This window comes from Niabella aurantiaca DSM 17617, from assembly GCF_000374125.1.
Classification (GTDB): Bacteria; Bacteroidota; Bacteroidia; order Chitinophagales; family Chitinophagaceae; genus Niabella; species Niabella aurantiaca.
The window spans coordinates 315,232-328,117 of the sequence record NZ_KB893644.1; the positions used below are offsets into that span (position 1 = coordinate 315,232).

The 12,886-nt window shown below is 50.6% G+C and carries 9 protein-coding genes; all 9 read left to right on the top strand.

Annotation, left to right across the window (positions count from 1 at the left end; translation table 11 throughout):
• Positions 1 to 31: 31 nt before the first annotated feature.
• Entirely contained in the window at positions 32 to 1,702 is a 1,671-nt protein-coding gene (locus B160_RS0120825; RefSeq protein WP_018629873.1) for a DUF4957 domain-containing protein, read from the top strand.
• A gap of 126 nt (positions 1,703 to 1,828) precedes the next feature.
• Positions 1,829 to 3,601 (top strand): fibronectin type III domain-containing protein, encoded by a 1,773-nt coding sequence (locus tag B160_RS29805; protein WP_157558154.1) that lies wholly within the window; start codon positions 1,829 to 1,831, stop codon positions 3,599 to 3,601.
• Positions 3,602 to 3,630: 29 nt separating this feature from the next.
• The gene (locus B160_RS31815; RefSeq protein ID WP_018629875.1) at positions 3,631 to 3,777 is read left to right on the top strand and encodes a hypothetical protein; all 147 of its coding nucleotides are present in this window, start codon (positions 3,631 to 3,633) and stop codon (positions 3,775 to 3,777) included.
• 49 nt (positions 3,778 to 3,826) lie between these two features.
• On the top strand, positions 3,827 to 5,293 hold the full coding sequence (locus B160_RS0120840) for a pectate lyase family protein (RefSeq protein ID WP_018629876.1): 1,467 nt from the start codon (positions 3,827 to 3,829) through the stop codon (positions 5,291 to 5,293).
• 146 nt (positions 5,294 to 5,439) lie between these two features.
• Positions 5,440 to 6,525 (top strand): pectinesterase family protein, encoded by a 1,086-nt coding sequence (locus B160_RS0120845; RefSeq protein WP_051107223.1) that lies wholly within the window; start codon positions 5,440 to 5,442, stop codon positions 6,523 to 6,525.
• Positions 6,526 to 6,553: 28 nt separating this feature from the next.
• Positions 6,554 to 7,516, top strand: coding sequence for a pectinesterase family protein (locus B160_RS0120850; RefSeq protein ID WP_018629878.1), 963 nt, complete (start codon positions 6,554 to 6,556; stop codon positions 7,514 to 7,516).
• Between the two features lie 42 nt (positions 7,517 to 7,558).
• On the top strand, positions 7,559 to 9,187 hold the full coding sequence (locus tag B160_RS0120855) for a glycoside hydrolase family 43 protein (protein ID WP_018629879.1): 1,629 nt from the start codon (positions 7,559 to 7,561) through the stop codon (positions 9,185 to 9,187).
• 114 nt (positions 9,188 to 9,301) lie between these two features.
• Positions 9,302 to 10,942 carry a glycoside hydrolase family 28 protein gene (locus B160_RS0120860; protein WP_018629880.1) on the top strand — a complete coding sequence of 547 codons (1,641 nt, stop codon included), beginning with the start codon at positions 9,302 to 9,304 and terminating at the stop codon, positions 10,940 to 10,942.
• A 25-nt stretch (positions 10,943 to 10,967) separates the two neighbouring features.
• A complete protein-coding gene (locus B160_RS0120865) occupies positions 10,968 to 12,881 on the top strand; it encodes a glycoside hydrolase family 88 protein (protein ID WP_157558156.1) in 1,914 nt (637 codons plus the stop codon).
• Positions 12,882 to 12,886 lie beyond the last annotated feature (5 nt).

Consider the following 12,886-nt stretch of genomic DNA (forward strand, 5'->3'; position numbering starts at 1 on the left):
AGTTCCTGCCATTAAATAAAAATTTATTCAGATGAAAAGGATCCATAAAATATTTTCAATACCGCATCTGCTCTTACCTGTTCTTATATTGGCAGTCTTATTTACCTCCTGTAAAAAGGATGATAACAATTATGAGCAAACCAGGCTCTTCAGGCCTGTATTGAACGGAGAGGGGCTCACGGTGGAGAACAATGTCATCATCATCAATATGGGAAAGTTGCGGGAAGCCGCTTCCTATACCATTGAGATAAGCCGCGATTCATTTAAAGTGGTGGATTATACCGTAACCGTTGATACCAATTACGTGGTGCTGAATGAGGCTTTACTGGGCGAAGGGTTATTGTATAATACCCTGTATCAGATGCGGGTAACTGCTAATGCCGCTGATCCTCAGTACAACAGCAGGCCGGCTGAATTGGGAGCGATACGTACCATGCGTTTCCCATCCATTCTGAATGACCCGTTGGGCTATCATGTTACCGATACCAAAGCAAAAGTTACCTGGACGGTATCGGGAGCCTCTGTAACCGGTATTAAAATATTTGGTACAGACGATGTGCGGCTGAGCGATCCGTTGGCGGAATACAATGTTCCTGCTCCGGACCAGGCAGCCGGTGCAACCATTATAGATGGCCTCACTCCCAGCACTTCCTACCAGGTAGCTATATATAGCGGAGAAATATTGAGAGGGTGGGTGGACTATACCACTCTTGAACCGGGAGTTGATGTGACCGATCCTAAAGTGATCGATCTGAGTGGGACTGAAGATCCAGCCGCCCTGACAGCCGCTTTGGCCGCTGTACCCGACGGCGGTATCATCCTGCTCAAAAAGGGATTCAGGTATAATATGCCTACGGCCGCATTCAATAAATCGATAACCTTTAAAGGAGCATACGGTTTTGATCCCAATCAGGCTGCGATAGTAAATACATCGGGTAACATGAATATTACCGCCGGGGCAAATATCGGGCACGTTATTTTTGACGACCTGGAAATTGATGGGGCCGATATTTCAGGGGCTTATGTATTCAATCCCAGTATGAGCGGCAGCCCTACACAGATCCAGGAACTTCGTTTTGAAAACTGCGATATCCACCACATGAGAGGAGTTATCCGCATACGCTCGGATGTGTTTATACGCAACTACATCATTTCGAACTCAACCGTGCACGATATCGGAGGATACAGTGTCTTTACAGCGGATACAGACGGCGATGGTAAGGCCGCCTTTGATAATGTGAAGTTCCTGAATTCTACTTTTTACCGGATTAACGCTCTGGTTCAAACACGCCAGAACTTGCAGAGCTTTGAAATTGACGGATGTACTTTCAGCGAATTTACTGCCGGAGGAGCACAGGTTTTTAGATTCAGAGGCGCTGCAGGGCGGAATGATGTTGTAAATGGCCTTATTATTAAGAACTCTATTTTCGGGCATGGCTGGGATCAGACCAATAATGAGAATACTACCGTTACCATGAAAAGCGGATTGCCGGCCACCCCATTTACGATTTCGAATACCTGGGGTACTTCAGATCTGAAAATTGCCGCCGGCTCTGAAATTCCCGGGTTGCCAAGTGCGAGCTACAACAATACCGTGGATAAATTATGGGGCGATCCATACAATGGCATCTTCAGCATACTGGATCCGGCATTTGCCGGCAAATACGATTCCGGAGATCCTAAATGGAGGACCAGGTTGTAAACAAATATTATCTGAAGGGCCCAAAAACGTTTTTGTTCGTCTTACTGCATTCCCGGCAGGCCGGGAATGCAGTAAGACGACGCGGTTGCGATTTTTTGGTCGCCTCTAAATACGAATCCGGTTAAAATGATGTGTAAACTGCGTTATAAATACGGCTTAACAGGGTTGTTTATTGTTATGGCTTTTTTAGCTGCTTCCTGTACCAGGAAGAAAACAACGTTCGCAGGCGGCGGAACAGAGCTTTCTTCCCCGGCCGGTTTTCAGATCACTACGCAATCGACTGCTGTTACGTTGAGTTGGTCGGCCGTTGAAGGAGCCTACGGATACCTGGTGGAATTGGCGAAAGGCACAAGCTTTATCAACCCCTTCTACAAAAGTGATACGCTTTCGGCTATCCGGCTTGAAATAACAGGCCTGGAGGCTGGAACGGACTATGCAGTCCGGATAAAAGCGGTGCATAAAGACGATCCTTCCCTCACTTCAAAAGGGCTGTATCAGAACTTTACAACTGCCGCCCCGGAAATACCGGAAGAGGCGCTGGCCTTTCCCGGCGCTGAAGGAGCCGGAAAATTTACTACGGGCGGCCGCGGTGGAAAAATAGTGAAAGTAACCAACCTGAACGACGCCGGCGCCGGCAGCTTGCGGGCGGCCATTGAGCAGTCCGGGAAACGGATCATTGTTTTTGAAGTGTCCGGGAATATCAGGCTCAAATCAAGACTGCAAATTAAAAACGGCGATATCACTGTTGCCGGGCAAACTGCGCCGGGTGATGGCATCTGTATCCAGGACCATGAAGTGAATATAGCCGCCAATAATGTGATCATACGATTTATGCGTTTCAGATTGGGCGACACCTACGTGGCGACCATCGAAAGCGATGCCTTCTGGGGAAGGGATGTTCAGAATGTTGTATTAGACCATTGTTCCATGAGCTGGTCGATAGACGAAACCGCATCATTCTATCATAATAAGAACTTTACAATGCAATGGTGTATGATCACCGAAAGTATGAATAACTCGGGCCACGCAAAAGGGGCGCATGGTTATGGCGGAATATGGGGCGGAGCTCCGGCCACGTTCCATCATAACCTGATCGCGCATCATACTAACCGGAACCCCCGTTTTGACGGAGGACTGCGTTACAGCAACGGCAGTGGTACCGGGGTAGGGATTTTTGGCCCGGACAAAGTAGATTACCGGAATAATGTTGTTTATAACTGGAGCGGAAACAGCGCCTATGGCGGAGAGAACGGCGAATACAATATTGTAAACAATTATTACAAACCAGGTCCCGCAACGCCCGCTAACAGAAATAAGCGCATCATGCAGGTATCGAAAGACAATCCGTCCGGTGCCCCGGATCCGGCGGTTTATGGTGCAGGTTACGGATCCTTTTACATCGCGGGCAACTATGTATCGGGCAATGCAACCGTAACCGCAAACAACTGGAACGGCGGTGTGGATTACGATGCGGGCATCACGGAAGCAATGGTTAAGAAAACAGTACCATTTCCCGGTATTGAAATTGCCCCGCATACGGCGGAACAGGCATATACATCCGTGTTGAATTACGCGGGGGCCTCTTATCGGAGAGATGCCGTAGACCTGAGGATCGCTCAGGAGGTCAGAACGGGCACGACCACCTACACGGGCTCCATATCCGGTTTGCCGGGCATTATTGATACGCAGAAAGACGTAGGCGGCTGGCCGGTGCTCAACGCGCAGACCGCGCCCAAAGATTCGGATGGGGATGGAATGCCGGATGCCTGGGAAACGGCGAATAAACTGAATCCCGCGGTTGCAAATGCAAATGGCAAAGAACTGAGTGATGTCTATGATAATATTGAAGTGTACATCAATACCCTCGTAGCGTCCATTACCGGGAACCAGGAAAAATAGAACACGTTTTTTTAGATACGGAATGATCTGTGGGACCGGGATCGGACCCGGCCGGCCGGGTCGGCTGGTCGCACCAGTTGACAGACGGAGAAGCGGCCCGGTACACATTTGAAAAGATGTTTGGCAACTGGGACCCCGGTTTCCTTGCGGAGGATGTGCGCATGGTTGTAAAATGAAATACCCGGACTGTCGTGTTCGTTTAAAAAATTAAAAAATGATGCAATAATGAAATCCTTGTTATTACTGATACTGGCGATGCATATTATGGCTTGTTCAAAAAGCAGCGAACCCGCTCCCGGCAATGAGCCTGAACCCACGGCTCCGGATCCGCCAACACCCCTGAACGAAACCGCCTATGCCTTTCCCGGTGCAGAGGGTTTTGGGAAATACACAACCGGTGGCCGTGGGGGTACCGTAAGGGAGGTGACCAACCTGAACGATGCCGGAACGGGCAGCCTGCGCGAGGCGGTTAAAGGGGCAACGGCTAAAATTGTGGTCTTTCGTGTTGCGGGTACCATCCGTCTGTTATCAAAATTGAATATCGGCGCCAATACGACCCTTGCGGGGCAAACAGCGCCCGGCGATGGCATTTGTCTGGCCGATCGTCCGGTTGTGATCAACGGCGATAATGTGATCCTGCGCTTTCTGCGTTTTCGTATGGGCGACCGCTATCAGAACAAGGGCAAGATCGACGGCAGTGGCGGCGATGACGCATTGGGCAACCTGGGCAATAAAAACATCATCATCGATCATTGCAGCATCAGCTGGAGCAGCGATGAAGCATTGACCATCTACAGGGGCGACAGTCTTACATTGCAATGGAATATTATATCGGAACCGCTCAACTATTCCTATCATTTTGAAACCGGGGATGCGGATTACGAGCAGCATGGTTATGGCGGTATATGGGGATCCAAACACGGCTCTTTTCATCACAATTTAATGGCCCATTGCAGGAACCGCATGCCGCGGTTTGCCGGGGTGAGTACCTACAACCCCGCAGTAGCCGGCATCGAGCGGGCAGATTTCAGAAATAATGTGATCTATAACTGGGGGATCAACAATGTTTACGGCGGTGAAGGCGGTTACTACAATATGGTGAACAATTACTTAAAACCAGGGCCCTCCACCACCAGCCGTAAAACACAGATCGTCGCAATCGATTCGTCCGACCAGTATCCCTACGCACAGTATTACCTCAGTGGAAATTATATAACGAGCTCCGCGGCAAATACGGCGAATAACTGGCTGGGTGTAAGCATGAAAAGCGGTAAACTGGCAGATACGGTGCGATCCAAAAAAGAAACGCCGTTTACGGTGGAAGCCATAACCACGCACACCGCGGAACAGGCCTATACACTGGTGCTTCAGAAAGCCGGCTGCATAAAGCCAAACCGGGATGTCCTGGATGCACGTATTGTAGCAGATGTACAAAACGGCACCGGCCGCATCATTGATGTGCAGGGCGGGTTTCCGCATGGAACAGCGTTTGAACAAACCCTTCAGGCATGGCCGGCTTTAAGAACCGGTACGCCTGCTGCGGATACCGATAAAGATGGCATGCCGGACAGCTGGGAGCAGACAAAAGGTCTTGATCCCGGTGATGCTTCCGATGGGAAGAAATATTCCCTGAGCACCGGCTATACCAATGTAGAAGTCTATCTCAATGGTCTGGCGGCAGGTTTGTACTAAAAAGAATAATTTGCACGGTGCAGGAATTTCGGGCGCAGATCCCGGCGCTCATGCACCGGCGGGACCCGGCCCTGACTGGAACGAAGCGTTTTTCAGAGACCGGCATTGTGAAACAGATAAACCGATTTGAAAAGATGGAACAAAAAATGAAAACCCGTTTTATACAGGGACGTCGTGACCCGGGTGTGTACGGCATTGCGGCCCGGGCAATAAAAAACGTGGGTATATTGCTGCTGTTGATGATCATCATACAGGGCGTGGAAGCGCAAACGGCCAATCCGAGGCAGTACCAATATACGTTTACGGTGGCCAAAGATGGCAGCGGCGATTTTAAATACATACAGGATGCGATCGATGCCATGCGGGTATATCCGCTGGCGCCCATCACCCTGTATATTAAGAATGGGGTCTATAATGAAAAGATCGAGCTGCCGGCCAATAACACCGATGTGAATTTTATAGGAGAAAGCGCAGACAGTACCATCATCACCTTCAACGATTATTCCGGAAGAGGAAGGCTAACGACCTTCACTTCCTTTACCGCAAAGATCTCGGGCAACCGTTTTTACGCGCAGAACATCACCTTTGCCAATACCGCAGGAAGGGTGGGGCAGGCTGTGGCGCTTTATGTGGATGCGGATAAAGCAGTATTCCGGAATTGCAGGTTCCTGGGAGACCAGGATACCATTTTCTCCGCAGGGGAAACCGCCCGCCAGCTGTTTATCGATTGTTATATTGAAGGCACGACAGATTTTATCTTTGGCCCGGCAACCGCTGTTTTTCAGAATTGCACGATACGGGAAAAATCCGCCTCTTACATTACCGCAGCCAGTACAACACCCGGTAAAAAATTCGGTTTTGTGTTTTTGGACTGTAAGATCCTGGTGGCAGCCGACGTGGCAAAGGTTTACCTGGGCCGGCCCTGGCGGGCGCATGCAAAAACCGCTTTTCTCCGTTGCGAGCTTCCCCGACAGATCGTTGCGGAGGCCTGGAATAACTGGGGAAATAAAGAGAATGAAAAAACCGTCCTGTATGCCGAATATAAAAATACGGGAGACGGCGCTCTGCCTGCGCAGCGGGCGGCCTGGAGCAAACAGTTAACAGACAAAGAAGCGGTCCTCTATACGCCGGAACACATTTTTTCCGGCGGAAATACCAACCTGCCGGGAGAAAAGGACTGGTTCCGGCAAGCGGCCTTAAAACCTTTTACATGGCCGGTAAAAAAACAATAATTTTTTTTATACCCGTTTTGTTCTGATCATGCGCACACTGTTTTTGACTCTGATTGCTTTGCTGCTGACAACCTCCGGAGCCTGGGGCCGTCAGCCGGATTTTGTGGTGGCCAAAGACGGCAGCGGCAACTTTAAAACCGTACAGGAAGCCATCAGCGCCGTGCCCGATTTCCGGAAAAAGGAAACGGTCATCTATATTAAGAAGGGCATTTACAAGGAAAAGCTGATCCTGCCTGCTACCAAAATCAATGTGCACTTTATAGGGGAGGATGCCGACAGCGTGGTGCTGACCTATGATGATTATGCGGCCCGGAAGAATATTTTTGGGGAGGAGATCGGCACCAGTGGCAGCGCCTCCTTTTTTATACACGGCGATGGTTTTACCGCGGAGCAGATCAGTTTTGCAAACAGCGCCGGTCCGGTGGGGCAGGCGGTTGCCGTACGGGTGGCTGCAGACCGTGTGCGCTTTTTCGGCTGCAAATTCCTGGGGTTTCAGGATACCCTGTACACATGGGCGCAGGGCGGCGCCGGCAGGCAGTACTATAAAGATTGCTATATAGAAGGAACGGTGGATTTTATTTTTGGTTCATCCACGGCCGTATTTGAAACCTGCCGCATTTTTGGAAAGGGACCGGGCTATTTGACCGCGGCCAGCACACCGGATACGGCCCGCTATGGCTATGTGTTTATTCATTGCCGTATTGAAGGGAATGCGCCGGATGCCACCATTTACCTGGGCCGGCCCTGGCGTCCTTATGCAAAAACGGTATGGATCGGATGCGAAATGGCTGCTGTTGTAAGACCGGAGGGCTGGCACAATTGGGGAAAGCCCGGAGCCGAGAAAACGACTTTTTATGCAGAGTACCGGTCCCGGGGCAAAGGTGCCGCCAAAACAAAACGGGTTGCCTGGGCGCATCCGTTAACCGGGCAGCAGGCCGCTGCCTACACCCCTGCCCGGATCTTCAGGGGTTGGGAAGAGTACCGGAAATAAAAAGCGTCCGTATTTTTTGTAAAAAGTCTTATAATTGTAAATATGACAAATAAAATAATAGTGCTGCTTACCTTTTGCATGGCTGCGGCCTGCGCCGGGGCGCAGCAGAAAACCTATGTGTCAGAAGTATGGCGCCCGGATAATGGCAATGGCACGTATACCAACCCGGTCATCAATGCCGATTACTCCGATCCGGATGCCATCCGTGTGGGAGATGATTTCTATATGGTCGCCTCCAGTTTTGATGCGGTCCCGGGCTTACCCATCCTGCATTCCAGAGACCTGGTGAGCTGGGGCATCGTGGGCCATGCGCTGCTGCGGCAGCCCCCTTATGACGTTTTTTCCAAAACACAGCATGGCAACGGAGTATGGGCTCCATCCATCCGTTATCATAATAACGCGTTCTATATTTATTATCCCGATCCTGATTTTGGGATCTATATGGTAAAGGCGCAGACCATCACCGGCCCCTGGAGCGACCCGGTGCTGGTGGAAGCCGGCAGCGGGCTTATTGATCCCTGCCCGCTTTGGGATGCGGACGGGAAAGCGTACCTCGTACATGCCTATGCCGGCAGCCGGGCAGGCATAAAAAGCATCCTGGTGGTAAAGGAAATGAACAGCGATGGCACCCGAACCACAACGGCCGGGCGGATCGTTTTTGACGGGCATGACCAGGATCCGACGCTGGAAGGTCCCAAGTTCTATAAACGGAACGGCTATTATTACATTTTTGCGCCGGCAGGGGGCGTTGCTACCGGCTGGCAGCTGGTGCTGCGCAGCAAGAACGTCTACGGCCCCTACGAACGACGTGTGGTGATGGCGCAGGGCCGGTCACCGGTGAATGGTCCGCACCAGGGTGCCTGGATAGACACAAAGAACGGCGAAGACTGGTTCCTGCACTTCCAGGATAAGGGGGCTATCGGCCGGGTGGTGCACCTGCAACCTATGAAGTGGCAGAACGACTGGCCGGTGATCGGCACAGACGAAGATCATGACGGCACAGGAACCCCGGTGCTGACCGCCAGGAAGCCGGATATTGCAAATGGCGGGCCGGTACAAACACCCGTTGAAACAGATGAGTTCAACACTCCGGATCTTGGACTGCAATGGCAATGGCAGGCCAATCCCGAAGCAAGCTGGAGCTTTATGCATCCGGCAAAAGGGGTGCTTCGGCTGTTTGCCCAGCCATTGTCTCCGGATGTAAAGAGTCTGTGGCAGGTTCCCAATGTCCTGTTGCAGAAATTCCCGGGGGATGCTTTTACGGCCACAACCAAAATACGTTTTTCTCCCAATGAAAAGGTTGTCGGGGAAAAGGCCGGGCTGACCACAATGGCTCTGGATTATGCCAGCATCGCTATTAAGAAAAAAAAGGAGGGGCTGTACCTGGTGGTATCGGCCTGCAGGGAAGCAGACAAAGGAAATGCAGAAACAGAAACAGAGATCGCCCGTCTGAACAGCGGGGAGGTCTATCTGCGCATGCAGTATCATACAGATGGAACCTACCGGTTCAGCTACAGCCCGGATGGGAAGGACTTCAAACCCGCAGGAAACAGCATGAAGGCGGTTCCGGGAAAATGGATCGGGATCAAGATGGGATTGTTCATTACCAGCCCGGTTAAGACAAACGACGCCGGCTTTGCAGATGTAGACTGGTTCCGGATTACACGGTAAGATCATGATAACGTTTGCGTAAATAAAAAGCCGGAAAGCCTTTTACGCGCCATGAATTCGGCTTAACTTGGCGCCCGGCGTAGCTTGTATTCAATTGAAAAATAGGTTTGCCCGATGTTAAAAAACAGTTTATATTTCTTTTTTGTATTGCTGGGAATGCAACTGAACGCCCAGTCGGAGTGGAAATTACCCAAGGTACAGGAACCACAGTTTGGTAAGGCCGTTTACCGGATCACCAGTTATGGAGCGGTTCCGGATGGTTATGTGCTCAATACCAAAAGTATTCAGGCGGCCATTGATGCCTGCGCCCAAAACGGGGGAGGAATGGTGCAGGTACCTGCGGGCCTTTGGCTTACAGGGCCCATCGTGCTGAAATCGAACGTCAACCTGAACCTGGCAAAAGGAGCCACCCTGCTCTTTACAAAAGACAAATCGCAGTATCCGCTGGTAAAGGCCAATTGGGAAGGATTTCCTCAAATGCGCAACCAGTCGCCCATATCTGCGGAGCATGCGTCCAACATTGCCATCACCGGTAAAGGCATCATTGACGGTAACGGCGATGCCTGGCGTGCCGTAAAAAAAGATAAATTAACAGAATCCCAATGGAAAAAGCTGGTAGCATCCGGTGGGGTACTGAAGGATGGCCGCATCTGGATGCCTTCCGAAAGTTATGCCCGCGGAGATGCCTTAAAGGATCCGGGACGCATTGCTGCAGGCAAGACCACTGCATTTTATGAATCGGTAAAAGATTTCTTCCGGCCCAACCTGCTGGTGCTTACTTCCTGCGACCGGGTTTTGCTGGAGGGAGTAACTTTTCAGAACTCGCCGGCCTGGTGCCTGCATCCGCTGATGAGCACAAACATCACATTACGGAATGTGTTTGTAAAAAATCCGTGGTATGCGCAAAACGGAGATGGTATTGACCTGGAAAGTTGCAGCAATGTGCTGATAGAAAACAGCGTGTTTGATGTGGGAGATGACGCGCTTTGTATGAAGAGCGGCCGCGATGCCGACGGGCGGCAGCGCGCCATGCCTACAAAGAATGTAGTGATCCGGGGCTGTACGGTCTACGCTTCCCACGGCGGTTTTGTAGTGGGCAGCGAAATGAGCGGCGGGGTCAACAATGTGTATGTCAGCAATTGTACATTTATCGGCTCCGATATCGGCCTGCGTTTCAAGACCACAAGAGGCCGTGGTGGCATCGTGGAGAATATTTTTATTAAAGATATTTACATGAAAGACATACCGGGAGATGCCATTTTGTTTGATATGTATTATATGGCCAAAGACCCGGTGCCGCTGGAAGGCGAAAAAAGGACCCTCCCGAAAGTAGAGCGGCTGCCGGTGGATGAGACCACGCCCCAGTTCCGGAATATTGAGATCAGCAATGTGTATGTGCACGGGGCACAAAAGGCCGTTTTTGTCAGAGGGTTGCCCGAAATGCCGGTGCGCAATATCCGTATCAGCAATGCCGTGTTCCAGGCAAAAAAGGGGATCGATATCCAGGAAGCTGCCGGCATCCGGTTTAAAAATGTAAAAGTATATACGGCCGGTACCGGTCCTGTAGTAGATCTGATCAATGCGCGGGATCTTCAGTTTGACCGGCTCGACTACAATATAAACACAGAGCTTTTATTGCGGGTGAGCGGAAAAAATAACCGCTCGCTTCAGTTCAGCAATACCAATTATGACAAAGCTGCAAAAAAGATCGAAGCCACGCTTGGGGCAACAGATGCAGCGGTGTCTTTTAAATAAATTTATGAAACCGGTTTTGAAAAATATGCAAAGGTTCTTCCTGGTGCTCGTCACCATCTTTTCGTTGTGGCTCCCTGCCGGAGCGCAGTCATATGCTCAGAAAATGGCGTCTGCGGTCATGCATCTGTGGCCCGATTCGTTCTCTGTAACGCCCGGCCGGCCCGCCCGCTGGAGTTATGACCAGGGGGTGATCCTGAAAGGGATTGAGGGGATCTGGCTGACCACCGGTGATCCCAAATGGTTCCGCTACATACAACACAGTATGGACTATTATGTGCGGGAAGACGGCAGCATCAAAGATTATGATCCGGATACCTATAACATCGATCATGTGAATAACGGAAAAGTATTATTGACACTTTTCAGGGTAACCGGGAAAGAAAAGTATAAAAAAGCGGTAGTTAAGTTAAGAGAACAATTGAATACCCATCCTCGTACGCACGAGGGTGGGTTTTGGCATAAAAAAGTGTACCCATGGCAGATGTGGCTGGATGGTTTGTACATGGGCCAGCCTTTTTATGCCGAGTATGCGCAGGTGTTTGGAGAGGACTCCGTATTTAATGATGTGACCCGCCAGTTTGTGTTGATGGAGAAAAATGCCCGTGATCCCCGGACAGGATTGTTATTTCATGGCTACGACGAATCGAGGAGCCAGCAATGGGCAGATAAAAAAACAGGCCGTTCCCCGCATTTCTGGGGCCGGGCACTGGGATGGTATGGAATGGCGCTTGTAGATGCGCTGGACTATTTTCCCGACGGTCATCCGGGCAAAAAACAGCTGGTCGCGATCCTGAACCGGCTGGCCGCAGCGGTAGTAAAGGTACAGGATGGTGCAACCGGCATGTGGTATGATGTTGTGGATCTTCCGGAGCGCAGGCCCAACTATACTGAATCTTCCTCAACAGCCATGCTGGCTTATACCCTGGCAAAGGGCGCCCGCAAAGGATATATAGCCGCCTCCTACCGGGCAAATGCAAAAAGAGCATTTGACGGGCTGGTAAAATACAAGCTGTCCCAGACAAATGGAATGCTGAACCTGGAGGGAACCGTATCGGTATCCGGGCTGGGGGGCAAACCATACAGGGACGGAAGCTTTGAATACTATATGCGGGAAAAGGTGGTGCAGAACGATCCCAAAGGCATGGGCGCATTCATACTGGCGGCAAATGAAATAGAAATGATGCCCGGCCTGGCAACCGGAAGCGGAAAGACGGTGCTGCTGGATCAATATTTTAACAACGAATGGCGAAAAGGTGCAGGAGGGCAGCAGGAACGCTGGCATTATACCTGGAACGATCGCTCCAATGGGGGATACGCATTTTTAGGCAGTTTGTTTGAGCAGCACGGCGCACGGTTGCGATCACTTGCAGAGGCGCCGGCAGCCGCCAATCTAAAGGATGCGGCGGTTTATATCATTGTAGATCCGGATACGGAAAAAGAAACAGCGGATCCGCATTACATGAACGGGCAGTACGCAACACAGATCGCGGACTGGGTAAAAAAGGGCGGGGTGCTGGTACTGATGGCAAACGATGCCGGCAACAGCGATATTCAGCATCTGAATATACTGGCCGGGCGCTTCGGCATCCGGTTTAATGAAGACAATTTACTCATGGTAAAAAATAATGATTACGAGATGGGACGGGTAAATATACCTACGGGTAATATAATTTTTAAAAATGCCAAAAATGTTTATCTAAAAGAAATAAGTTCTTTGAACCTTTACAAAAATGCTTCGTCGGTGTTAAAATCAAACGATGTAACTGTAATGGCGGTGGCCCGGTATGGGAAAGGTACTATTTTCGTCCTGGGAGACCCCTGGATCTACAATGAGTATGTGGACGGCCGGAAATTGCCGTTGCAGTATGAAAATTTTAAAGCGGCGAAGGACTGGGTGCATTGGCTGTTAAGCACATCCATTAAAAATCAGAAAAAATAAGAACG

Excerpts from the sequence above, each read along its gene's own strand:
- B160_RS0120825 (WP_018629873.1), top strand. The coding sequence starts at position 32 with ATGAAAAGGATCCATAAAATATTTTCAATACCGCATCTGCTCTTACCT.
- B160_RS29805 (WP_157558154.1), top strand. The coding sequence starts at position 1,829 with ATGATGTGTAAACTGCGTTATAAATACGGCTTAACAGGGTTGTTTATT.
- B160_RS0120840 (WP_018629876.1), top strand. The coding sequence starts at position 3,827 with ATGAAATCCTTGTTATTACTGATACTGGCGATGCATATTATGGCTTGT.
- B160_RS0120845 (WP_051107223.1), top strand. The coding sequence starts at position 5,440 with ATGAAAACCCGTTTTATACAGGGACGTCGTGACCCGGGTGTGTACGGC.
- B160_RS0120850 (WP_018629878.1), top strand. The coding sequence starts at position 6,554 with ATGCGCACACTGTTTTTGACTCTGATTGCTTTGCTGCTGACAACCTCC.
- B160_RS0120855 (WP_018629879.1), top strand. The coding sequence starts at position 7,559 with ATGACAAATAAAATAATAGTGCTGCTTACCTTTTGCATGGCTGCGGCC.
- B160_RS0120860 (WP_018629880.1), top strand. The coding sequence starts at position 9,302 with ATGTTAAAAAACAGTTTATATTTCTTTTTTGTATTGCTGGGAATGCAA.
- B160_RS0120865 (WP_157558156.1), top strand. The coding sequence starts at position 10,968 with ATGCAAAGGTTCTTCCTGGTGCTCGTCACCATCTTTTCGTTGTGGCTC.